At 76.0% G+C, this 23356-nt stretch carries 21 protein-coding genes; 5 read left to right on the top strand and 16 right to left on the bottom strand.

All coding sequences use genetic code 11. The features are described from left to right. Positions 1-61 precede the first annotated feature (61 nt). Positions 62-1765, bottom strand: a complete 1704-nt coding sequence (ilvD, locus tag WA616_RS18350; protein WP_336032114.1) for a dihydroxy-acid dehydratase — start codon at positions 1763-1765, stop codon at positions 62-64. Positions 1766-1846: 81 nt separating this feature from the next. On the opposite strand from ilvD, the gene WA616_RS18345 reads away from it, so the two are divergent. After that, positions 1847-2719, top strand: coding sequence for a helix-turn-helix transcriptional regulator (locus WA616_RS18345; protein WP_336032328.1), 873 nt, complete (start codon positions 1847-1849; stop codon positions 2717-2719). Here the strand turns inward: WA616_RS18345 and WA616_RS18340 are convergent. Beyond that, on the bottom strand, positions 2701-3081 hold the full coding sequence (locus tag WA616_RS18340; RefSeq protein WP_336032112.1) for a PH domain-containing protein: 381 nt from the start codon (positions 3079-3081) through the stop codon (positions 2701-2703). The two genes, WA616_RS18345 and WA616_RS18340, sit on opposite strands and share 19 nt — an antisense overlap. A gap of 16 nt (positions 3082-3097) precedes the next feature. Further along, entirely contained in the window at positions 3098-4054 is a 957-nt protein-coding gene (locus WA616_RS18335) for a 2-hydroxyacid dehydrogenase (RefSeq protein ID WP_336032111.1), read from the bottom strand. A gap of 65 nt (positions 4055-4119) precedes the next feature. Between WA616_RS18335 and WA616_RS18330 the strand changes: the two genes are divergently transcribed. Beyond that, positions 4120-5292 (top strand): PQQ-dependent sugar dehydrogenase, encoded by a 1173-nt coding sequence (locus tag WA616_RS18330; RefSeq protein ID WP_336032109.1) that lies wholly within the window; start codon positions 4120-4122, stop codon positions 5290-5292. A gap of 129 nt (positions 5293-5421) precedes the next feature. On the opposite strand, the gene gatB is transcribed toward WA616_RS18330, so the two are convergent. Genes gatB through gatC form a run of 4 tightly spaced genes read right to left on the bottom strand, consistent with a single transcriptional unit; the run spans position 5422 to position 8934 of the window. Beyond that, entirely contained in the window at positions 5422-6933 is a 1512-nt protein-coding gene (gatB, locus tag WA616_RS18325; protein WP_336032107.1) for an Asp-tRNA(Asn)/Glu-tRNA(Gln) amidotransferase subunit GatB, read from the bottom strand. Further along, positions 6930-7112, bottom strand: coding sequence for a hypothetical protein (locus WA616_RS18320; protein ID WP_073421756.1), 183 nt, complete (start codon positions 7110-7112; stop codon positions 6930-6932). Before WA616_RS18320 ends, gatB begins: the two co-directional genes overlap by 4 nt. Then, entirely contained in the window at positions 7109-8605 is a 1497-nt protein-coding gene (gene gatA / locus WA616_RS18315; protein WP_336032106.1) for an Asp-tRNA(Asn)/Glu-tRNA(Gln) amidotransferase subunit GatA, read from the bottom strand. The genes WA616_RS18320 and gatA overlap by 4 nt, the downstream gene beginning before the upstream one ends. Then, on the bottom strand, positions 8602-8934 hold the full coding sequence (gene gatC / locus WA616_RS18310; protein WP_073421754.1) for an Asp-tRNA(Asn)/Glu-tRNA(Gln) amidotransferase subunit GatC: 333 nt from the start codon (positions 8932-8934) through the stop codon (positions 8602-8604). The genes gatA and gatC overlap by 4 nt, the downstream gene beginning before the upstream one ends. 217 nt (positions 8935-9151) lie before the next feature. Between gatC and WA616_RS18305 the strand changes: the two genes are divergently transcribed. The 3 genes from WA616_RS18305 to WA616_RS18295 all read left to right on the top strand — a co-directional run bounded on the left by WA616_RS18305 (position 9152) and on the right by WA616_RS18295 (position 12845). Further along, positions 9152-9820 carry an ACT domain-containing protein gene (locus WA616_RS18305; protein ID WP_336032103.1) on the top strand — a complete coding sequence of 223 codons (669 nt, stop codon included), beginning with the start codon at positions 9152-9154 and terminating at the stop codon, positions 9818-9820. 62 nt (positions 9821-9882) lie between these two features. Next, complete coding sequence (locus WA616_RS18300; protein WP_336032101.1) at positions 9883-12021, top strand: HNH endonuclease signature motif containing protein; 2139 nt, start codon at positions 9883-9885, stop codon at positions 12019-12021. A 53-nt stretch (positions 12022-12074) separates the two neighbouring features. Beyond that, positions 12075-12845, top strand: a complete 771-nt coding sequence (locus WA616_RS18295) for a class I SAM-dependent methyltransferase (protein ID WP_336032100.1) — start codon at positions 12075-12077, stop codon at positions 12843-12845. Here WA616_RS18295 and WA616_RS18290 read toward each other — a convergent pair. The 9 genes from WA616_RS18290 to WA616_RS18250 form a co-directional block, all read right to left on the bottom strand. Further along, the gene (locus tag WA616_RS18290) at positions 12826-13221 is read right to left on the bottom strand and encodes a PPOX class F420-dependent oxidoreductase (RefSeq protein ID WP_336032098.1); all 396 of its coding nucleotides are present in this window, start codon (positions 13219-13221) and stop codon (positions 12826-12828) included. The genes WA616_RS18295 and WA616_RS18290 overlap by 20 nt on opposite strands. An 80-nt stretch (positions 13222-13301) precedes the next feature. Next, the gene (ligA, locus tag WA616_RS18285; protein WP_336032097.1) at positions 13302-15452 is read right to left on the bottom strand and encodes an NAD-dependent DNA ligase LigA; all 2151 of its coding nucleotides are present in this window, start codon (positions 15450-15452) and stop codon (positions 13302-13304) included. 94 nt (positions 15453-15546) lie between these two features. After that, a complete protein-coding gene (locus WA616_RS18280) occupies positions 15547-16533 on the bottom strand; it encodes a methionine synthase (RefSeq protein ID WP_336032096.1) in 987 nt (328 codons plus the stop codon). Continuing rightward, positions 16530-17597, bottom strand: a complete 1068-nt coding sequence (mnmA, locus tag WA616_RS18275; protein ID WP_336032093.1) for a tRNA 2-thiouridine(34) synthase MnmA — start codon at positions 17595-17597, stop codon at positions 16530-16532. Before mnmA ends, WA616_RS18280 begins: the two co-directional genes overlap by 4 nt. Continuing rightward, entirely contained in the window at positions 17597-18784 is a 1188-nt protein-coding gene (locus WA616_RS18270; RefSeq protein WP_336032088.1) for a cysteine desulfurase family protein, read from the bottom strand. Before WA616_RS18270 ends, mnmA begins: the two co-directional genes overlap by 1 nt. After that, entirely contained in the window at positions 18781-20169 is a 1389-nt protein-coding gene (locus WA616_RS18265; RefSeq protein WP_336032086.1) for an MFS transporter, read from the bottom strand. The genes WA616_RS18270 and WA616_RS18265 overlap by 4 nt, the downstream gene beginning before the upstream one ends. Positions 20170-20317: 148 nt before the next feature. Then, on the bottom strand, positions 20318-21283 hold the full coding sequence (locus WA616_RS18260) for an electron transfer flavoprotein subunit alpha/FixB family protein (protein ID WP_336032084.1): 966 nt from the start codon (positions 21281-21283) through the stop codon (positions 20318-20320). Positions 21284-21321: 38 nt separating this feature from the next. Next, on the bottom strand, positions 21322-22101 hold the full coding sequence (locus WA616_RS18255; RefSeq protein WP_336032081.1) for an electron transfer flavoprotein subunit beta/FixA family protein: 780 nt from the start codon (positions 22099-22101) through the stop codon (positions 21322-21324). Between the two features lie 118 nt (positions 22102-22219). Continuing rightward, positions 22220-23326 carry a PLP-dependent cysteine synthase family protein gene (locus tag WA616_RS18250; RefSeq protein ID WP_336032079.1) on the bottom strand — a complete coding sequence of 369 codons (1107 nt, stop codon included), beginning with the start codon at positions 23324-23326 and terminating at the stop codon, positions 22220-22222. Positions 23327-23356: the final 30 nt, after the last annotated feature.

Here is a 23356-nt window from a genome sequence, read left to right as displayed (position 1 = left end):
GGGCGGGCCGGAACAGCGCGGGGCGCCGCCGCTCACCCCATCGGGGGGACTCCCCCGGGTCTCAGCCGCAGATGGCGCCGTTCGCCGCGGAGCCGACGAGCTTGGCGTACTTGCCGAGGACCCCGGTGGTGTAGCGCGGCGGCAGCGGCTGCCAGTCCTGGCGGCGCCGGGCGAGCTCGTCGTCGTCGACCAGCAGGTCCAGCGTGCGGGTGGTCAGGTCCAGCCGGATCCGGTCGCCGTCGCGGACGAGCGCGATCGGGCCGCCGTCGGTGGCCTCGGGCGCGACGTGCCCGACACACAGGCCGGTGGTCCCGCCCGAGAAGCGGCCGTCGGTGAGCAGCAGGACGTCCTTGCCCAGGCCCGCGCCCTTGATGGCGCCGGTGACGGCGAGCATCTCGCGCATGCCCGGGCCGCCGCGCGGCCCCTCGTAGCGGATGACGACGACGTCGCCGCTCCGCAGCGTGCCCTCGGTGACGGCGTCCATGGCGCCCTGCTCGCCGTCGAAGACCCGCGCGGTGCCCTCGAAGACCTCGGCGTCGAAGCCGGCCGACTTGACCACTGCCCCCTCGGGCGACAGCGAGCCGCGCAGGATGGTCAGGCCCCCGGTCTTGTGGATGGGGTTCTCCATCGCGTGCACGATCGTGCCGTCGAGGTCCGGCGGGGCGATCTCGGCGAGGTTCTCGGCCATCGTCTTGCCGGTCACGGTGAGCGCGTCGCCGTGCAGCAGGCCGGCGTCGAGCAGGGCCCGCAGCACCACCGGGACGCCGCCGACGCGGTCGATGTCGGTCATGACGAACCGGCCGAAGGGCTTGACGTCGGCCAGGTGCGGGGTGCGGTCGCCGATCCGGTTGAAGTCGTCGAGCGTGAGGTCGACCTGCGCCTCGTGCGCGATGGCCAGCAGGTGCAGGACGGCGTTGGTGGAGCCGCCGAGCGCCATGACGACGGTGATGGCGTTCTCGAACGCCTCCCGGGTCATGATCTGGCGGGCGGTGATGCCCTTGCGCAGCAGGTTGACCACGGCCTCGCCGGAGGCGACGGCGAACGCGTCGCGGCGGCTGTCGGGGGCCGGCGGGGCGGCGCTGCCGGGCAGCGCCATGCCGAGCGCCTCGGCCACGCTGGCCATGGTGTTGGCGGTGTACATGCCGCCGCAGGAGCCCATGCCGGGGCAGGCGGCCCGCTCGACGGCGGTCAGCTCGTCCTGGGTGATCAGCCCGCGGGCGCAGGCGCCGACGGCCTCGAAGACGTCGATGATCGTGAGGTCGTCGCGGTCGCCGAGCTTCCCGGGCAGCGTCGAGCCGGAGTAGAGGAAGACGCTCGCGAGGTCCAGCCGCGCGGCGGCCATGAGCATCCCGGGCAGCGACTTGTCGCAGCCGGCGAGCAGCACCGAGCCGTCGAGCCGCTCGGCGAACATGACCGTCTCCACCGAGTCGGCGATGACCTCGCGGCTGACCAGCGAGGCACGCATGCCCTCGTGGCCCATGGAGATGCCGTCGGAGACGGAGATCGTGCCGAACTCCAGCGGAAACCCGCCGGCGGCGTGCACGCCCTCCTTCGCCCGCTTGGCCAGCCGGTCGAGGGAGAGGTTGCAGGGGGTGATCTCGTTCCAGGACGAGGCGACGCCGATCTGCGGCTTCTCCCAGTCGTCGTCGCCCATGCCGACGGCGCGCAGCATCGCGCGGGCCGGGGCCCGGGTGATGCCGTCGGTCACCTCGCGGCTGCGCGGCTTGACGTCGGCGGTGGTGCGGGGCTCGTCCACGGTGGTCACGGACGACGAGGGTAGGCGCGTTCGGGAGGCCGTCCCAGACGCGGCTGATACTGGTAGCGCCACCACCACCGAGGAGCACCGCTGTCCGCCACCGCCCGTCGTGAACTCGCCGACTTCCTGCGCTCCCGGCGCGCCCAGCTCGACCCGCGCGACACCGGACTGCCGGCCGGGGGCGCGCGGCGCACACCGGGGCTGCGCCGCGAGGAGGTCGCGCTGCTCTCGGGCGTGAGCTCCACCTGGTACACGTGGCTGGAGCAGGGCCGCGACATCCGGCCCTCCCGGCAGGTGGTCGACGCGCTGGCCGCCACCCTCCGCATGACGCCGGCCGAGCACGGCTACGTGCTGCGGCTGACCGGCCACGGCGGCGCCGCCCCCGGTGACCCGGGCGACGGCATGCCCGGCCACGTGCAGCGGCTGCTCGACGCGCTGGGCCCCTCTCCCGCCTACGCCATCACCGCCGACTGGACGATCGCCGGGTGGAACCGCGCCTACGAGCGGCTCTACCCCGGCGTGGCCGCCGTCGCCCCGGACCGGCGCAACCTGCTGGAGCTGGTCTTCACCGACCCCGCCGTGCGGGCGCTGCTCGGCGACTGGGACACCGACAGCCGCCGGTTCCTCGCCCAGTTCCGCGCCGAGGTGGGGCCGCGGCTGGCCGACCCGCCGGTGGTCGACCTGGTCACCCGGCTGGAGGCGGCGAGCCCCGCGTTCCGCGCCGGCTGGGCCAGCCACGACGTCGACCGGTTCACCTCCGCCGAGCGGCGCTTCGAGCACCCGGAGGTCGGCACGCTGCTGCTCGAGCACCACCAGCTCGCGCCGGCCGACGCGCCGGGTCTGCAGGTCGTCGTCTACACCGCGGCCGCGGGCAGCGAGACCGCCGCGCGGCTGGCCCGGCTCGCCGGCCCGGCCGCGGGTCAGGCCGCCGGACAGGCCGCCGGTCAGGCCGCCGGGGGCTGAGGCACCTCGAAGCGGCCGCCGGACCAGCCGGCCAGCCGCGGCAGGTCGCGGGCGCGCAGCACCGGCAGCGCCACCTCGCCGCCGCCGCGGGTGACCAGCCGCAGCCGCGCGTTGCGCACGACGCGGATCCCGGCCAGGTCGTCCCACGGCACGCGGCGCTGCCCGAGCACGCCGCGGGTGGTGATGGCCTCGTCGTCGACGTCGACGCCCACCCGCAGCACCCACACCGCGGCGGCCAGCGGCAGCAGCAGGACGAGCGCGGCCCACGGGGAGGCCGCGGCGAAGGGCAGCACGCAGACGGCCAGGAAGACGACGGGGACGAGGGCGACCCGGCTCAGCCGCATCCGCGCATGGACAGCCACGTCCGCCGATGATCCCTCAGTAGTCGCCGACGACGTCGGTCAGCGGCTCGCCGGCCAGCACCCGCCGCAGCTGGGCGAGCACGGTCTCCTGCGCGCGGGCCCGCGTCTGCGGCACCGCGCCGCCCACGTGCGGGGTGAGCAGCAGCCCCGGCGCCGTCCACAGCGGGTGGCCCTCGGGCAGCGGCTCGGGCTCGGTGACGTCGAGGGCGGCGCGCAGGCGGCCGGAGGTGAGCTCGGCGACCAGCGCGTCGGTGTCCACGACCACCCCGCGGGCGGCGTTGACCAGCAGCGCGCCGTCCGGCATGGCGGCGAGGAACGCGGCGTCGACCATGCCGGTGGTCTCGGCGGTGACCGGCACGATGAGCACGACGACGTCGGCCGACGGCAGCAGGTCCGGCAGCTCGTCGGTGCCGTGGACGCCGTCGCGGGCGGTGCGGCCGACGTAGGTCAGCTCGGCGTCGAAGCCGGACATCATCGCGCCGATCCGGCGGGCGATGTCGCCGGCGCCGACGACGAGCACCCGCGCGCCGACCAGCGAGCGGTGGGTGCCGGGCGCCCAGCGGCCGGCGTCCTGCGCGCGGACGAACTCCGGCAGGCCGCGCTGCGCGGCGAGGGTGGCGGCGAGCACCCACTCCGCCGTCGACGGGGTGTGCGCGCCGCGGGCGTTGCACAGCACGACGCCGTCGGGCAGCCGGCCGGTGAACCGCTCGGCGCCGGCGCTGAGCAGCTGCACCAGGCGCAGGTCGGGCAGCGCGGCGAGGAACGCCTCGTCCGGCTGCGCGCCGCCGAAGGCCGGCACCCACACGCGCGCGGCCGCGACCTCGCCCGTGGGCGGGCCGTCGTCGGGGGTGAGGTGTGCGCGCACCCGCGGGTCGAGGGCCGCGACGGCGTCGGCCATCTCGCGCGAGGGCACGAGGACGGTCAGCGTCTCGTCGGGGCCGGCGATGTCGGTGCCGCGGATCTCGGGTGCCACGGGGTCCGAGCGTAGGCAGCCGCGCTCCACCCGGCCGCACCGTGCCCGGCCGTACTGTGGGTCGGGTGAGGCGGCAGCGGGGGCGGCGGGCGGCCGGCGCCGCGTGCGCGGTGGCCCTGACCCTGGTCCTCGCCGGCTGCGGCGAGGAGGGCTACGAGCCCAGCGGCCCGTTCCGGCCGCTGCCGGAGGGCGCGCCCCCGGAGGTCGGCCCGCCCACGGAGTCCTCCCCCGCCCCGGCGCCCGGCGACCCCGCCGACCCCGGCTCCGGTCAGGGCGGCGGCGACCCCAACGTCGTCGCCTCCGGGCTCACCGTGCCCACCGGCCTGGTCGTGCTGCCCGACGGCAGCGCCGTGGTCGGCGAGCGGGAGACCGGCCGGCTGCTGCAGGTCTTCCCCGACCGCTCGCCGGCCCGCGAGCTCATGGTGGTGCCCGGCGTCGACACCGGCGGCGACGGCGGCCTGCTCGGCCTCGCGCTCTCGCCCACCTTCGACGAGGACGGGCTGTTCTACGCCTACGTGTCGACGGCGACGGACAACCGCGTCGTCCGCTTCCCCATCGGCGGCACCCCCAACCCGGTGTTCACCGGCATCCCGCGCGGCGAGACGCACAACGGCGGCGGGCTGGCGTTCAGCACCGACGGCACGCTGCTCGTCGGCACCGGCGACACCGGCAACCCGGCGCTCGGGCAGGACCCGGCGTCCCTGGGCGGCAAGGTGCTGCGCATCGACGTCTTCGGGCGGCCGGCCAACGCCGCCGGGCCGGTGTTCAGCAGCGGCTTCGCCGACGTCACCGCGATCTGCCCGACCGCCGACCTGCCCTCGACGATCTACGCCGTCGACGAGTCGGCGGCCGGCCCCGACGAGCTCAACGAGCTGTCGGAGGGCACCGACCACGGCTGGCCGACCGCCGGCGGCGGCACGATCGAGCCGGTGTTCGAGGTGGACAACGCCGCGGGCGGGCTCGGTGGCTGCGCCGCCGTCGGCACCACGGTGTTCCTCGGCACCCTCGACGGGCAGCAGGTGACCGTCGTCCAGGTCGACGGCGAGGGCACCGTGAGCGAGGAGCCCGAGCAGCTGCTCACCGGGCGCTACGGCCGGCTGCGCACCGTCGTCCTCGACGGCGAGGGCGCGCTGTGGATCACCACGTCCAACCGCGACGGGATCGGCACGCCCGCCGAGGACGACGACAAGGTGCTGCGCATCCTGCCGCCGTCCTCGACCGGCAACTCGCCGCTGTGACATCGCGGTCCTCCCGGACCGCACCGCGGCCACGTGCGGTCCCCGGCCCGCGCTGAGCCCTGACGTCGCACCCGTCGCGGGACCCTCCGGGTCCCCCTCGGGCACGACACGGCGGCGAGCCGCCGGGGGTCAGCCCCCGACCACCCGCTCCTCGAGCATGCGGCGCACGGTGGCGGCGTCGGCCTGGCCGCGGGTGGTCCTCATGACCGCGCCCACGAGCGCGCCGAGCGCCTGGACCTTCCCGCCGCGCACCTTCTCCACGACGTCCGGCGCGCCGGCGATCGCGGCCTCGACGGCGGCGACCAGCTCGTCGGACTCCCCTATCACCGCCAGGCCGCGGGCCTCGACGACGGCGCGCGGGTCGCCCTCGCCGGCCAGCACGCCGTCGAGCGCCTGGCGGGCCAGCTTGTCGTTGATCGTGCCCTCGGCCACCAGCGCGGTCAGCTCGGCGACCTGGGCCGGGGTGACGGCGAGGTCGGCGAGCTCGACACCGGCGTCGTTGGCCCGGCGCGCCAGCTCCCCCAGCCACCACTTGCGGGCGTCGGCCGGCGTGGCCCCGGCGGCGACGGTCTGCTCGACCAGCCCGAGCGCCCCGGCGTTGACCAGCCAGGTCAGCTCGGTGGCCGACAGGCCCCACTCCTCCTGCAGCCGGCGGCGGCGGGCGGCGGGCAGCTCGGGCAGGCCGGCCGCCAGCTTCTCGATCCACTCGGCGTCGGGCGCGAGCGGCACGAGGTCGGGCTCGGGGAAGTACCGGTAGTCGGTGGCCTCCTCCTTGCTCCGCCCGGACGAGGTGCTGCCGGTGTCCTCGTGGAAGTGCCGGGTCTCCTGCACGACCCGCCCGCCCGCGTCGAGGACGGCGGCCTGGCGGCGCATCTCGTAGCGCACCGAGCGCTCCACCGACCGCAGCGAGTTGACGTTCTTGGTCTCGGTGCGGGTGCCCCACTCCAGGCTGCCGATCGGCGCGAGCGAGGTGTTGACGTCGCAGCGCAGGCTGCCCTGCTCCATCCGGACGTCGGAGGCGCCGAGGGCCTGGATGATCTCGCGCAGCTCGGTCACGTAGGCGCGGGCGACCTCGGGGGCCTTCGCGCCGGCACCGGCGACCGGGCGGGTGACGATCTCGACCAGCGGGATCCCGGCGCGGTTGAAGTCGACCAGCGAGTGGTCGGCGCCGTGGATGCGGCCGGTGGCTCCGCCGACGTGCAGGTTCTTGCCGGTGTCCTCCTCGAGGTGCACCCGCTCGATCTCCACGCGGTAGGTCTCGCCGTCGACCTCGACGTCGAGGTGCCCGGCGGTGCACAGCGGCTCGTCGTACTGGCTGGTCTGGAAGCCCTTCGGGATGTCCGGGTAGAAGTAGTTCTTCCGGGCGAAGCGCGACCAGGACGCGATCCGGCAGCCCAGCGCGAGGCCGATGCGGATCGTCGACTCGACGGCGGCGGCGTTGGCCACCGGCAGCGAGCCGGGCAGGCCGAGGCACACCGGGCAGGTCTGCGTGTTGGGCTCGGCGCCGAAGGTGGTCGCGCAGCCGCAGAACATCTTCGACTCGGTGCCCAGCTCGACGTGGGTCTCCAGGCCGATGACCGGCTCGTACCGGGTGAGGACGTCGTCGAACTCGACCAGGGTCTCGCTGCGGGTCTCGCTCACGGGGTGGGGTCTCCCTTCGGGGCGGTGCTGCGCCCGGTCAGCCAGGCGCCGACGCCGGTCAGCAGCCCCAGGACGATGAAGACGGCGAACACCGCGCGGCCGGTGGTCAGCCAGAGCACGAGCCCGGCGAGGACGACGAACGCGGTCAGGCCCCAGGCGGCCTTGAGGGCGCCGTTCACGCGGCACGCCCCGCGAGGCGGTCGGTGAGCGGCGCGCCCTGGGCGGCCTCGACGGCGGCGGCGACGCGGTAGCAGCGGTCGTCGGCCAGCGCGGGCGCCATCACCTGCAGGCCCACCGGCAGGCCGTCGGACAGGCCGCACGGCACCGAGATCGCCGGGACGCCGGCGAGGCTCGCCGGCAGGGTGCACAGGTCGGCGGCGTACATGGCCAGCGGGTCGTCGACGCGGGCGCCGATCGGCCAGGCCACCGTCGGGCTGGTGGGGCTGACCAGGACGTCGACGCCGCCGTCGAAGGCGGAGGTGAAGTCACGGTTGATCAGCGTCCGGACCTTCTGCGCCTGCCCGTAGTAGGCGTCGTAGTAGCCGGCCGACAACGCGTAGGTGCCGAGGATGATCCGGCGCTTCACCTCGGGGCCGAAGCCCTGCTCGCGGGTGAGCGCCATGACCTCGTCGACGTCGCGGCTGCCGTCGTCGCCCACGCGGATGCCGAACCGCATGCCCTCGAAGCGGGCCAGGTTCGACGACGCCTCGCTCGGCGCGATCAGGTAGTACGCGGGCAGCGCCAGCCCGAACGACGGGCAGGACACCTCGCGCACCTCGGCGCCGGCGGCCTCCAGCAGCGCGACCGCCTCGGCGAACCGGTCGAGCACGCCCTGCTCGTAGCCCTCGCGGGCACCCTCGCCGCCGAGCTCCCGGACGACGCCGACGCGCAGGCCGGCCAGGTCGCCGGTGGCGCCGCGGCGGGCCGCCTCGACGACGGTGGGGACGGGCGCGTCGATGCTCGTGGAGTCGCGCGGGTCGTGGCCGCCGATGGCCTCGTGCAGCAGGGCGGCGTCCATGACCGTGCGGGCCATCGGGCCGGCCTGGTCGAGGCTCGAGGAGAAGGCGATGAGGCCGTAGCGCGACACCGAGCCGTAGGTCGGCTTGTGCCCGACGAGCCCGGTGACGGCGGCCGGCTGCCGGATCGAGCCGCCGGTGTCGGTGCCGAGCGCGAGCGGCGCCAGCCGGCCGGCGACCGCGGCGCTCGACCCGCCCGAGGAGCCGCCGGGGATCCGGTCGTGGTCCCAGGGGTTGCGGGTCGGCCGGTAGGCGGAGTTCTCGGTGGAGGACCCCATGGCGAACTCGTCCATGTTGGTCTTGCCGAGCATCACCGTGCCGGCCTCCTGCAGCCGGGTGGCGACGGTGGCCGAGTACGGCGGGCGCCAGCCCTCGAGGATCCGCGAGCCGCTGGTGGTGGGCACGCCCTCGGTGACGAAGACGTCCTTGAGCGCCACGGGGATGCCGGCCAGGCCGGTGCCGGCGGTGCCGGAGGCGTCGATCTCGGCGGCGCGGGCGAGCGCGGCGTCGTCGTCGACGAAGAGGTAGGCGCCGAGGGCGCCGTCCTCGGCGGCGATCCGGTCGAGGTGCGCGCGGGTGACCTCCACGGCGGAGGTCTCGCCGGCGGCCAGCGCCGCCTGCAGCTCGACGGCGGTCAGGGCGGTGAGGTCGCTCACTCCTCCTCCCCCAGGATGCGCGGGACGCGGAAGCGGTCGTCCTCGGCGGCGGGGGCGCCGGCCAGGACGACGTCGCGGGGCAGGCTCGGCGTGGCGACGTCGGGCCGCAGCACGTTGGTCAGCGGGACGGCGTGCGTGGTGGGGGCGACGTCGCCGGCGTCGGCGCGCTGCACCTGGGCCACCGCGTCGAGCACCGCCCCGAGCTGGCCGGCGAAGCGGTCGAGCTCCTCGTCGGTGACGGCGAGCCGGGCCAGTCGCGCGAGGTGCGCGATGTCCTGGCGGCCGAGGGCGGGCGTCGCCCCGCGGTCGGGGGTGGACTCGGTGCTCATGCTGGGGCGGGACTCCTGTCGTCGGCGCCGCGCCGGCGCCAGGGACGCAACCCGTTCAGCCTACGCGGCGGCGGCGCGGCCGCTCCGACCGCCGAGGGGACGCATCCCACGTCCCGGGTCCCGCGTCGCACCTCGACCCGGGACCCGGCCATGGGGGAAGCTGCCTACTCGATCGACGCGGATCGTCCTGCACCTCGACGTCGTCAGCGGAGGAACCGTGTCCTATCTCCTGCGCCTGGTGGTCCCCGACCGGCCCGGCCTGCTGGGTGCCGTGGCGACCGCGCTGGGCACCGCGGGGATCGACATCGTCTCCGTCGACGTGCTCGAGCGCGGGGGCGGCGTCGCCGTCGACGACATCGTCGTCGACCTGCCGCCCGACCGGCTGCCCGACAGCCTGATCACCGCCGCGCAGGCGGTGCCCGGCGTGCAGGTGGAGTCGCTGCGGCCCTTCGCCGGGCCGCTGGACACCCACCGCGAGCTCGACCTGCTCGAGGCGCTGGCGCGGGCGGCCGAGGGCACCGCGGTGAAGCTGCTGGCCGCCGAGATGCCGCGGGTGTTCCACGCCGGGTGGGCAGCCGTGCTGCAGGCCTCCGGCGACGGCTCGGCCGTGGTGCTCGCCGCCTCCGACGCCGCGCCCGCGCTGGAGGGCATGGCGCTGCCGTGGCTGCCGCTGTCCTCGCCGCTGCTGCTGCCCAGCGAGGACGACTGGGTGCCCGAGCGCTGGCAGGAGATGGCGATCGAGATGATGGCCGCCCCCTTCGGCGCCCCCGACACGGCCGTGCTGCTGGGCCGGTCCGGCGGGCCGGCGTTCCGCCGGTCGGAGCTGCTGCGGCTCACGCACCTCGCGGGCATCGCGACGTCGGTCGCCCACCTGCCGCCAGTCTGACCTGCGGGTTCGTCCGTCCACAGGGGTTGTTCGCGTCCCTGTTCGAACGTATGATCGAACACGTGACGACGGTCCTGTCCGCTCCCGCCGGGGCGCCTGCCGTGGGGTGGGCGTCCGGGCCGCTGGGGCTGGTGCAGGCCGCCGATCGTGAGGTGTCGCGGCAGTCGGCGTTGCGGTACCGGGCGGTGGCGGCGTTCGCGCTCTCCCGTCCTGCGTCGGTGGACCGGCCGCAGGGCACGCGCGGGGCGATGGCCGCCGACCGGTGGGCGGCGCGGCCGGAGCTGCTGCGGTCGGTGAGCGAGTGGGCCACCCAGGAGCTGTCGATCGCCCTGTCGTTGACCTCGACGGCGGCGGAGAACCTGCTGACCACCTCCCTCACCCTGGTGCACCGGCTGCCGGCGACACTCGACGCGCTGGAGGCCGGGGCGGTGCACGCCGGGCACGTGGCCGCGATGGTCGACCACGTGGCGCCGGTCGCCGACGACACGGTGCGCGCCGCGCTGGAGCGGGACCTGCTGGCCTGGTCCGCCCGGCGGGGGACGGTGTGCACGCCGGCGCAGCTGCGGGACAAGGCCCGCCGCGAAGTGCTCAAGCGCAAGGCCCGCTCCGCCGCCGAGGACCTCGCGCGGGCGATCAGGCGGCGCGGACTGTCCTGCCGGCCGGATCAGTGCGACGGGATGAGCGTGGTGTCGGCGCTGCTGACGACGCCCGAGGCGGCGGCGCTGATGGCGGCGCTGGGCGCGTACGCCGATGCGCTGCCTGACGACGGGCGCACCCGGGGGCAGAAGATGGCCGACGCCCTGCTGGACCTGGTGCTGCGGCCCGGGGAGAACGGGCTGTCGCCGGTGCAGGTGGTGCTTAACGTGGTCGCTCCGGTCGGGGCGCTGCTGGGCGGTGACCAGCCGTGCGAGATCGACGGCCAGGTCGTCCCCGCCGAGGTCGTCCGCGCGCTCCTCTCCGCCCTCACCGGCGCCCGCGTCACGACCGTCGAGGACACGACCGCCGAGGGCGCCATGCCCGAGGACGCCGCGGCACCCGCCGAGGACGCTGTGCCCGAGGACGCCGCGGCACCCGCCGAGGACGCTGTGCCCGAGGACTCCGCGCCGGCGGGCGCGGACACCGCCGAGACCACCGCCGCGGGTGAGCGACCAGCGCCGGTGGAGACGGACGGCCCCGGGGCGGACGACACCGCCACCGAGCAAGTCGCCACAGCCGAGCACGCCACGGCCGAGGTCGCCACGGCCCTCGGCACGGCCGAGGGCGTCAGCCTGGTCAAGGGCGAGGACCCGCTCCGCGGCCTGAGCGACGCCGCCATCGCCCAGCACATCGCCGAACTGGAGGCCGACGCCGCCTGGTGGGCCGAGATCGAACGCCGGGTCGCCACCGGCGAGCTCTACGCCGACCTCGACCCCGCGCTCGATGACGACCCCGGGCCACCACCCGGATGGTCACCACCGTGCGGGGACCTCGATCCCGACGACCCGGGCGAGCCCCGGCCCGACACCCCGCCAGCACCCCGACCCGCGCCCGACGGGTGGTGGGCGCGCGCCGATGACGCCGTGAACGACGCCGGCGCCGCGCTGCTCGACGCCGAGCAGGCGATCGGCCGCGCCCGCCGCCTGGTGGCCACCGCCGAGCGGGCCGACACCGCCGACGAGACCGCCTGGGCCGCCAGTCCCGCCGGGCGGGTCACCGCCGCGGCCGACGCGGTCACCGCACTCACCGCGGCCACCGACGACGCCCGCCTCGACCTCGCCGACCTGCTCGACCGCACCGCCGGCGGCGGCCTCGCTGACCGGCCGCGCATCGCCGTCACCCACGCAGTCACCGGCGCCCTGGTGGCCCTCACCGACCTGCCCGACCTCCGCCGCGCCACCCGCGCCGGCACCGGCCTCGCCACGCCGAGCGGGACCGACCGCTACCGGCCCGGCGCCGCCCTCGACCGGCACGTCCGCGCCCGCGACCGCCGCTGCCGCTTCCCCGGCTGCCGCCGACCCGTCCCCAAGCGCGGCGAACTCGACCACGCCACCCCCTGGCCGCTCGGGCCCACCACCGCAGCCAACCTCACCGGCTTCTGCACCGGCCACCACCGCGGCAAGCACCAGGCCCCCGGCTGGACCCACACGCTCCACCCCGGCGGCACCCTCACCGTCACCACGCCCAGCGGCCTCACTGCGAGCACGGAGCCCCCGCCCTGGTGAGGGCGCCGAAGAGGGCTCACCCTCCGCCCCGGCGCGGGTTCACGGTGACCGGCATGGCCGTCGACCACTTCGCCGGGCCCGTCGCCGAGCACTACGACGAGTCCTCCGCCGCGATGTCCGCGCCCGCGGTGGTCGACCCGGCGGTCGACCTGCTCGCCGACCTGGCCGGCGACGGCGCCGCGCTCGAGTTCGGCATCGGCACCGGCCGGCTCGCCCTCCCGCTCAGCGCACGCGGCGTCCCGGTGCGCGGCATCGATCTCTCCCCCGACATGCTCGCCCGGCTGCGGGCCCAGCCCATCGCCGAGCGGATCGGCGTCACGGTCGGCGACTTCGCCACCAGCCGGGCCGAGGGGACCTCAGCGCTGGTCTACCTGGTGTTCAACACGGTGATGGACCTGACCAGCCAGGACGAGCAGGTCGCCTGCTTCACCGACGCCGCGCGCCACCTGGCGCCGGGCGGGCACGTCGTCGTCGAGGTCGGCGTCCCGGACCTGCAACGGCTCCCACCCGGCGAGCGCGCCCGCCCGTTCTCCGTCTCGGCCGACCGGCTGGGCGTCGACGAGTACGACGTCGCCGAGCAGCGTCTCGTCTCGCACCACTGGACGCTCACCGGCGGCCACCCCGAGGCGCGGTCCATCCCGTTCCGCTACGTCTGGCCCGCCGAGCTCGACCTCATGGCGCGGCCCGCCGGCCTCAGGCCCGCCGGCCGCTGGGCGGACAGGCACCGCCGGCCCTTCACCTCGGACAGCCGCACGCACGTCTCCGCGTGGCGGAAGCCGGGGGAAGGGCCGGAGGAACCGCGGGTCAGCCGCGCGGCGAGGTGACCTTGTCCGCGCTGATCCGCACCATCAGGCGCACCTGGTCCCGGCCGCCGAACCACGGGTACGGCCCGCCGATGTAGCGCTGCGCGAGCTCGTCGATGTGCTCGCGCGCGCGCTCCTCGGTCACCTCGACCACGCGGCCGCGCACCTCGAAGTAGCGGCTCGGGTCGTCGGGGTCGGCGACGTTGAGCGACACCCGCGGGTCCCGCTCGACGTTGCGCACCTTCTGGTGGCCCCGGACGGTGTTGATCAGGACGTCGCGCCCGTCGGTGTCGACCCAGGTCTGGGTCAGCTGCGGCGACCCGTCGGGCATCAGCGTCGCGAGGAAGCAGGGGCTGGGACGGCGGAGCAGGTCGAGCAGGGCATCGGGCAGCGACACGCGGGGTCCTTCCGGAGCGGGTGGACCCCGCCCCTACCCCCGCATCGGGCCTCCCCGAACGCGCGCGGACGGCGGACGGGTCACTCCGCCGCCGGCTCGCTCCCGTCGCCGATCGTGGCCACCGCGCGCGCCGCCTCCGGCCCCTCGTCGAGCAGCACCCGCAGGCCGTCGTCGTCGAGGACCGGCGCCTTCACCTGCACGGCCTTGTCGTACTTGCTGCCCGGGTCGGCGCCGACCACCACGAACCCGGTCTTCTTCGACACCGAGCCGGTCACCTTGCCGCCGCGCTCCTGCACCGCCGCGATCGCCTGGTCGCGGGACAGGTCGCGCAGCGAGCCCGTGATCACCACGGTGACCCCGGTGAGCGGCCCCGGCGGGGCGTCCTCCCCCGCGTCGGCCAGCCGCACGCCCGCGCGCCGCCACTTCTCCACGACGCCGAGGTGCCAGTCGACGGCGAACCAGTCGCGCACCGAGCGGGCGATCGTCGGCCCCACCCCGTCGGCCGCGGCCAGCTCCTCCTCCGAGGCGGCCATGATCCGGTCGAGCGAGCGGAAGTCGCGGGCCAGGGCCTGCGCCGCCGTGGGGCCCACGTGCCGGATCGACAGCGCGACCAGCACCCGCCACAGCGGCACGTCCTTGCGGGCCTGCAGGTTGGTCAGCAGCCGCTGCCCGTTCGCCGACAGGCTGCCGTCCTTCTTGGTGAAGAAGGCGGTGCGGCGCAGCGCGTCCTCGGTCAGGTCGAAGACGTCGCCCTCGTCCTCCAGCAGGTGCTCGGCGAGAAGCGCGATCGCCGCCTCGTAGCCGAGCACCTCGATGTCGAAGGCCCCGCGCCCGGCCACGTGGAAGACGCGCTCCCGCAGCTGTGCGGGACACGAGCGGGCGTTCGGGCAGCGGATGTCGGCGTCGCCCTCCTTCTCGTGCCGCAGCTCGGTGCCGCACTCGGGGCAGTGCGTCGGCATGACGAACTCGCGCTCGTCGCCGGTGCGCGCGGCGACCACCGGCCCGAGGATCTCCGGGATCACGTCGCCGGCCTTGCGCAGGACGACCGTGTCACCGATCAGCACGCCCTTGCGCCGCACCTCGCTCGCGTTGTGCAGCGTGGCCAGCTGCACCGTGGAACCGGCCACCTTCACCGGCTCCATGTACCCGAACGGCGTCACCCGCCCGGTGCGCCCGACGTTCACCCGGATGTCGAGGAGCTTGGTCGTGGCCTCCTCCGGCGGGTACTTGAACGCGATCGCCCAGCGCGGCGCCCGCGCCGTCGACCCCAGCCGCCGCTGCAGCGAGACCTGGTCGACCTTGACGACGACGCCGTCGATCTCGTGCTCCACCGAGTGCCGCTGCTCGCGGTACCGCTCGACGTACGCCCACACCGCCTCGAGGTCGCCGACCACCTCGTACCGGCTGCTCACCGGCAGCCCCAGCGCGCGCAGCCGCTCGTAGGCCTCCGACTGCCGCTCCGGCTCGAAGCCGCGCCGCGCGCCCAGCCCGTGCACGACCAGCCGCAGCGGCCGGGACGCGGTGATCCGCGGGTCCTTCTGCCGCAGCGAGCCCGCGGCGGCGTTGCGCGGGTTGGCGAACGGCGCCTTGCCCTGCTCGACCATCCCGGCGTTGACGTCGGCGAAGCCCTCGATCGGGAAGTAGATCTCGCCGCGCACCTCGAGCAGCTCGGGCAGGTCGTCCCCGGTCAGCTGCTGCGGGACGTCGGCCATCGTGCGGACGTTCGCCGTCACGTCCTCGCCGGTGGTGCCGTCGCCGCGGGTGGCCGCCCGCACCAGCCGGCCGTTCTCGTACACCAGCGCCACCGCGACGCCGTCGACCTTCAGCTCGCACAGCCAGCTCACGCCCGCCCCGGCGTCGCGGGTGACCCGCCCGGCCCACGCCGACAGCTCGTCGCTGTCGAAGACGTTGTCGAGGCTCTGCATCCGCTCCAGGTGCTGCACCGGCGCGAACGTGGCCGTGAACCCGCCGTTGACCTTCTGGCTCGGCGAGTCGGGCGTGACCAGCGCCGGGTGCGCGGCCTCGAGGGCCTTGAGCTCGGCCATCCGCTCGTCGTACTGCCCGTCGCTGACCAGCGGCTCGTCGCGCACGTAGTACGCGAAGGCGTAGCGGTCGAGCTCCTCGGAGAGGTCGCGGTGGCGGGTGCGCGCGTCGTCGGGGACCTGCGTGAGGTCCTCCCGGTCGGCGACCGCGGCGACCTGCGGGGCGTCCAGCTCGGCGTCGGTGCTCACGCCGGAGACGGTATCCGCCGCCTCCGACGGCGAACCGGTCGTTCCCCCGGCCGGGTCGGCGGCCCGGTCACGCGGCAGGGTCACTGCGGCAGGGTCACTCCGGCAGGAGGTACCGCGCCGCCTCGCGCACGTGCGTCATCGCCGCCCGCGCGTACGCCGGCGAGGCGCCCGCCAGGCCGCACGACGGGGTGAGCGTCACCGCGGCGTGCAGGTCGTCGGCGGGGAAGCCGAGCTCGCTCCACCACGCCCGCAGCCGCGACGCCGTCGCCTTCGCCTGCGGCAGCGCGGAGTCGGTGCCGGGGACGACGCCGGGCAGCAGGTGCACCCCCGCGTCGACGGCGGTGCCGAGCGCGTCGAGGTCCTGCACCAGGCCCAGGTCGAAGGACAGGGCGGCGGCACCGGCCGCGCGCAGCAGGTCCAGCGGCACCCGCGGCGCGCAGCAGTGCACGACCACCGGCCCGGGCAGCGCACCGACGACGGCCCCGAGCTCCGCCTCGACGTCGGGCGCGGCCACCGCGGGCAGCCGGCCGAAGCCGCTCGCCGTCGGCAGGGCGCCCTGCAGCACCGCGGGCAGCGACGGCTCGTCGAGCTGGACGACGACCTGCGCGCCGGGCACCCGGGCGCGCACCGCGGCCACGTGCGCGGCGATGCCCTCGGCCAGCGACTGGCCCAGGTCGCGCCGGGCGCCCGGGTCGACGACGGCCCGCTCCCCGCGCTCGCGCTCCAGCGAGGCGGCCAGCGTCCACGGGCCCGCGGCCTGCACCTTGAACGGCCCGGAGTGGCCCTCGGCGACGTCGTGCAGGGCGTCGAGGTCGCGGGCCAGCAGCTCCTGCGCCCGGCGCAGGTCCACGCCCCCGCGCGGCACCAGCCGCCAGCCGGCCGGCGTCAGGTCGACGGCGAGGTCGACCAGCAGCGCGGCGCTGCGCCCCACCAGGTCGGCGCCGGGCCCGCGGGCCGGCAGCTCGGGCAGGTGCGGCAGGCCCGGCAGCTCGCCGAGCACCACCCGCAGCGCCTCGGCCGGGTCCGTCCCCGGCACCGACCCCACGCCGGTGGCCCCGCCCCAGGTCAGCGGCTCGCTCACGCGCGGACCGTCCCCTGGCCGAGCACCAGGTCACCGCGCACCGGGTCGGGCGCGTACAGCACCGCCGACTGCCCGGGCGCCACGCCGCGCTGCGCGTCCGCCAGCGCGAGCACCAGCCCGCCGTCGGGCGCCGCGGTGACCTCGCAGGCCACCGGGGCGGAGTGCGCCCGCAGCTGCACCTCGGCGCGCAGCGGCAGCACCGGCGGCTCCCCCGTCCAGGTGGGCGGCGCCGTGCGGACGACGTCCACCCCGGCCAGCTCCGCCGTCCCGACCGTCACCGTGCGGGTGACCGGCTCGATCGACAGCACGTACCGCGGCCGCTGGTCGCCGACGGCGATGCCGAGGCCGCGCCGCTGGCCCACGGTGAACCCGTGGGTGCCCTCGTGCGTGCCCACGGTCGCCCCGGTGGCGGCGTCCACGACCGGGCCGGGAGCCGACCCGAGCCGGCGGGTGAGGAAGCCGCGGGTGTCGCCGTCGGGGATGAAGCAGATGTCGTGCGAGTCCGGCTTGGTGGCGACGGCGAACCCGCGCTCGGCGGCGATCGCGCGCACCCGCTCCTTGGTCATCGACCCGAGCGGGAACCGGGCGCCGGCGAGCTGCCCGGGCGTGAGCACGCCGAGCACGTAGGACTGGTCCTTGGCCGCGTCGACCGAGCGCCGCAGCCGGCCGTCCTCCAGCCGCGCGTGGTGGCCGGTGACGACGGCGTCGAAGCCCAGCGCCAGCGCCCGGTCGAGCACCGCGGTGAACTTGATCCGCTCGTTGCAGCGCAGGCACGGGTTGGGCGTGCGGCCGGCGGCGTACTCGGCCACGAAGTCGTCGACGACGTCCTCGGTGAACCGCTCGGCGAGGTCCCACACGTAGAACGGGATGCCGAGCTCGTCGGCGACCCGGCGGGCGTCGTGGGCGTCCTCGACGCTGCAGCAGCCGCGGGCGCCGCTGCGCAGCGTCTGCCGGTCGGGCGAGAGCGCCAGGTGCACGCCGGTGACGTCGTGGCCGGCGTCGACGGCCAGCGCGGCCGCGACCGCCGAGTCCACGCCCCCGCTCATGGCGGCGAGCACGCGCATCAGCGGCCCATCCCCGCGCGACGGGCGCGCTCCACCACCGGGGCGATGACGGCCAGCAGCGCGTCGACGTCGTCGTCGGTGCTCGGCGAGCCCAGGCTGAACCGCAGCGAGCTGCGCGCCCGGTCGGCCTCGGCGCCGACCGCGGTGAGCACGTGGCTGGGCCGGGCGACGCCGGCGCTGCACGCCGAGCCGGTGGAGCACTCGATGCCGCGGGCGTCGAGCAGCATGAGCAGCGCGTCGCCCTCGGCGCCGGGGAAGGACAGGTGCGCGTTGCCCGGCAGCCGCCCGGGCCCGCCGGCCACGACGTCGTCGAGCGGGGGGCCGTTGAGCTGCGCGTCGGGCACCTGCTCGAGCACCCCGGCCACCAGCCGGTCGCGCAGCGCGGCCAGCCGGGCGGCCCGCTCGGGCCGCGCGGCGACGGCGGTGGTGGCCGCGACGGCGAGACCGACGATCGCCGGCACGTCGAGGGTCCCGGAGCGGACGTCGCGCTCCTGGCCGCCGCCGTGCAGCAGCGGCACGCACTCGGCGTCGCGGCGCAGCAGCAGGGCGCCGGCGCCCATCGGACCGCCGAGCTTGTGCCCGGTGAGGGTGAGCGCGTCGACGCCGCTGGCACCGAAGTCGACCGGCACCTGACCCACGGCCTGCACCGCGTCGGTGTGCAGCGGGACGCCGGCGGCGTGCGCCACCTCGGCCAGCGCGGCGACGTCGCTGACCGTGCCGATCTCGTTGTTGGCCCACATCACGCTCGCGACCGCGACGTCGGTGCCGTCGCCGAGCGCGTCGGCCAGCGCGTCGGGCGTGACCCGGCCGGTGGGCTCCAGCCGCAGCCAGGTGACCTCGGCGCCGTCGTGCTTGGCCAGCCACTCGGCGCTGTCGAGGACGGCGTGGTGCTCGGCCGGGCTGACCACGAGCCGGCGACGGCGCTGGTCGGCGTCCCGCCGCGCCCAGTACAGGCCCTTGACCGCGAGGTTGTCGCTCTCGGTGCCGCCGCCGGTGAACAGCACCTCCGACGGCCGGGCGCCCACGGCCTCGGCGAGGCGCTCGCGGCCCTGCTCGGCGGCCCGCCGGGCGGCGCGGCCGCTGGCGTGCAGCGACGAGGCGTTGCCGACCCGGCCCCACTGCTCGGTCATGGCGGCCAGCACCTCGGGGAGCACCGGCGTGGTGGCCGCGTGGTCGAGGTAGGTCACCGGCCCAGGTTAGTCGCGCACGACGGATCCGCCGCCGGCGCGACCGTGCGCCCGGCCACCCGGGCGGTCAGCAGCGCCGGGACGGTCAGGACGGCGACCGCGGCGAGCACGGCCGGCCACAGCGGCCCCCCGGCGTCGGCGGCGCCGGCCACCAGCACGCCCGAGAGCCCGACGCAGATCGCCGACGCGGTGGCGTCGGAGATCTGCAGCGCGGCGGAGTTGGCCCCGCGCTCGGCCTCCGGTGACTGGTCGAGCAGCAGCACCCCGACGCTGGGCATGCCGAGCCCCATCCCGACCCCGGCGAGACCCCACGTCAGGTAGGCCGGCCAGCCGCCCAGGGCGGGGACCGCGACGGTCGCCGTGGCGGCCACGCCGACGGTGAGCACCAGGGCCCCCAGCCGGAGCACCCGCTGCCGGGGGACGTCGGGCCGCCGGCCCTGCAGCTGTGCGGCGACCACCCAGCCGACCGCGCCCGCGGTCAGCGGCAGCCCGGCGGTGGCCGCGCTCCACCCGTGCTGCTCGGTCAGGACGAACGGCAGCAGGGCGTCCATGCCGAAGAAGGCCCCGGCCAGCAGCCCGCGGGACGCGACGACGGCGGGGATGCCGCGGCGGGCGCGCACGGTGCCGCGCGGCAGCAGCCGGCGCAGGCCCGCGGCGAGGGCGGCCGTCCCGAGGACGGCGATGCCGGCGGCGGCGAGGTCGAGCCGCTGCGCGGCGTACTGCAGCGCGGCGATGCCGGCGCCGGCCAGCAGCGCCCACCCGGCCCGGCTCCGCCACGGCGCCGCGTCCGCGGGCGGGGTCCCGCCGGGCGCCCCGGTGAGGAGCAGCACCAGGCCGGCCGCGACGAGCGGCACCAGCCCGAGGAAGACCGCCCGCCAGCCGACGTGCGTGGTCAGCAGGCCGGCCGCGAGCGGCCCGAGCAGCGCCGGCAGCACCCAGCCCGCGGCGAAGGCGCCGAACAGGCTGGGGCGCAGCCGGGAGTCGTAGGCCTGCCCGGCGACGACGTAGAGCAGCACGATGACCACCCCGGCGCCCAGCCCCTGCACGGCGCGGCCGAGGACGAGCACGGCCATGTGCTGCGCGAGGCCGGCGACGACCAGGCCGGCGGCGAACACCACCACGCCCGCGAGGACGCCCGGTCCCGGGGGACGGCGGTCCCCCACCTCGCCGCCGAGCACCATCCCGACGACCGAGGTCACCAGGAACGCGCTGAACGTCCACGCGTACCAGGCGACGCCGTCGAGCTCGGCGACGGCGCGCGGCATCGCCGTCCCGACCGCCATCGCCTCGAAGGCGACCAGGGTGACCAGCGTCAGCAGGCCGACCGTCGTCCGCCGGTGCGCGGCGTCCCAGATGCTCGCCGCCGCCACGTCCCGCCCGCCCACCGGTCCCCCTGTCCCTCTACGAGTGCCCCGAACGCCGACGGGCGCCGACCCCCGGGAGGGGGTCGGCGCCCACGGAACGTGATGGAACGGCCTCCCTGCAGGGTCCCGCGGCGAGCTCGCGAGCCGTGAGGGGCAGGGAGGTCCTTCGTCAGCCCCTGCGGCCCTTGATGAGCTCGGTGGCCTGCGGGGCGACCTGGAACAGGTCGCCGACGACGCCGAAGTCGGCCAGCTCGAAGATCGGGGCCTCGGGGTCCTTGTTGACGGCCACGATGGTCTTCGAGGTCTGCATCCCGGCGCGGTGCTGGATCGCACCGGAGATGCCGACGGCGATGTAGAGCTGCGGCGAGACGGTCTTGCCGGTCTGCCCGACCTGGAAGCTGTGCGGGTAGAAGCCGGAGTCGACGGCGGCGCGCGAGGCACCGACGGCGGCGCCGAGCGAGTCGGCCAGCGCCTCGATGATCGAGAAGTTCTCCGCGCTGGCCACGCCGCGGCCGCCGGAGACGACGATCGAGGCCTCGGTCAGCTCGGGGCGGTTGCTCTTCTGCTCGACGACCTTGTCGACGACGCGGGTGAGCTTGGCCTGCTCGGAGAGCTGGACCTGCACCGGGACCTCCTCACCGGCGGCCGGCGCCGGCTCGGGGGCGACGGAGTTGCCGCGCAGCGTGTAGATCGGCGTCCCGACGGTGACCTTCGAGTGCACGATCTGCGCGCCGGCGAAGACCACCTGGGTGGCGGTGCCGTCGGCGGCGATCTCGGTGACGTCGGTCAGGAAGCCGCTGCCGGTCTTGAGCGCGAGCCGGCCGGCGACCTCCCGGCCCTCCGGGGAGGACGGGATGACGACGGCGGCCGGCGAGACCTGCTGCACCAGCTGGGCCAGCACCTCGGCCTTGGGGGCGACGAGGAACTCGTCGATCTCCGGGGACTCGGCGACGTAGACCTTCGCCGCGCCGTACTGGGCGAGCTGCTCGCGGGTGCCGCCGAGGACACCGGGGCCGCCGGCGACGACCGCCGAGACCTCACCGAGTGCCCGCGCGGCGGTGAGCGCCTCGAGGGTGCCCTTGCGGACGGTGCCGTCGGCCGGGTTCAGCTCGACGAGGACCAGGACCTCTGCCATGGGTGTTCAGTCTCCTCTTCGCTTCGATCCGGGCCGGGTCAGACGAGCTTCTGCTCGGCGAGGAAGCCCACGAGCTTCTGAGCGCCGTCGCCCTCGTCGGTGACCTTCACGCCCTCGCCCTTCGGCGGACGGCCGGAGAAGTCCACGACCTGGCTGGTCGCCGTGGCGAGGCCGACGGCGGAGGGGTCGACGCCGAGGTCGGCCAGGGACTTGGTCTCCACCGGCTTCTTCTTGGCGGCCATGATCCCCTTGAAGGAGGGGTAGCGCGGCTCGTTGATGGTGTCCCAGGTGGACACGATCGCCGGCAGCGGCGCCTCGAGCGCCCAGAAGCCGCCGTCGGTCTGCCGCTCGACCTTGACGGTCGAGCCCTCGACGGTGAGCTTCTGCGCGCCGGACAGCTGCGGGAGGCCGAGCCGCTCGGCGAGCAGCGCCGGCATGACCGCGACCTGGCCGTCGGTGGACGTGGCGCCGGTGAGCACCAGGTCGTACTCCATCTGCTGCAGCGCCGCGGCCAGGACCCCGGAGGTCTGGATCGCGCACGAGCCGTGGATCGCGTCGTCCACCACGTGGACGGCCTTGTCCGCGCCCATCGACAGGGCCTTGCGGATCGCGTCGGTGGCCGAGGCGGGGCCGACGGTCAGCACGGTGACCTCGCCGCCCTCGCGGTCGCGGACCTGCAGTGCCTCCTCGATCGCGTACTCGTCGATCTCGTTGATGACGTTGTCCGCGGTGGCGCGGGCGACGGTGTTGTCCGACGGGTCCAGCGAGCGCTGGGTGCCGGAGTCGGGGACCTGCTTGACCAGAACGACGATGTTCATCGCCAGACCTACCTCCGCGATCGGTCATGGGGGACGCGGGCCCGCGGCCCGCCTGGCTCCGATAGTGGAGGTTACTGCGGGGTAACGGAGCGCCGGACCGGGGTGCGGGTGAGGCCCGTCACGCCGGGAAGCGGCCGGTCGCGGCGAACTCGTCCAGTACCGCGGAGTACGGCGCGAGGTCCAGCCCGCGGGACGCCACCCAGGCGTCGGAGTGGTACGTGTGCGCGTACCGCTCGCCGCCGTCGCACAGGAGGGTGACGACGCTGCCGGTGCGGCCCGCCGCGACCATCTCGGCGACCAGCCGGAACGCGCCCCACAGGTTGGTGCCGGTCGAGCCGCCGGCCCGCCGGCCGGTCGCCCGCTCCAGGTGCCGCACGGCGGCCAGCGAGGCGGCGTCGGGCACGCGGATCATCCGGTCGACCACCGAGGGCAGGAACGACGGCTCCACGCGCGGCCGGCCGATCCCCTCGATGCGCGAGGCGGTGCCGGTGGTCCACCCCGGCTCGTCCTCCACCCAGCCGGGGAAGAACGCCGACCCCTCCGGGTCGACGACGGCCAGCCGGGTCGGGTGCCGCCGGTAGCGCAGGTAGCGGCCGAAGGTCGCGCTCGTGCCGCCGGTGCCCGCGCCGACGACGACCCACTCCGGCACCGGGTGGCGCTCGAGGGCCATCTGCTCGAACACCGACTCGGCGATGGTGTTGTTGCCGCGCCAGTCCGTGGCCCGCTCGGCGTGGGTGAACTGGTCGAGGTAGTGGCCGCCGGTCTCGGCGGCCAGCCGGCGCGCCTCGTCGTACATCGCCGACGCGTCGTCGACGAACGCGCAGCGCCCGCCGTGGAACTCGATGAGCGCGACCTTCTCCGGGCTGGTGGAGGCCGGCATCACCGCGACGAAGGGCAGGCCCAGCATCCGGGCGAAGTACGCCTCGCTCACCGCCGTCGACCCGCTGGAGGCCTCGACGACGGTGCTGCCCTCGGTGATCCAGCCCGAGCACAGCGCGTGCAGGAACAGCGAGCGGGCCAGGCGGTGCTTGAGGCTGCCGGTCGGGTGCGTCGACTCGTCCTTCAGGTACAGGTCGACGCCCCACTCCGGCGGCAGCGGGTAGACGAGCAGGTGGGTGTCGGCGCTGCGCACCGCGTCGGCCTCGACGGCGGCGATCGCCCGCTCCACCCACGCGCGGCCGGCGGGGTCGGAACGGTCGACGTCGCCGGTGCCGGGGTGCTCCACCCGGCCATCCTCGTGCAGGCCGGCCGGACG

The sequence above is a fragment of the Geodermatophilus sp. FMUSA9-8 genome (genome assembly GCF_037034165.1).
GTDB lineage: Bacteria > Actinomycetota > Actinomycetes > Mycobacteriales > Geodermatophilaceae > Geodermatophilus > Geodermatophilus nigrescens.
Note: the sequence above shows the minus strand (reverse complement) of the source record. Positions and strands in the feature narration are given on the sequence as shown.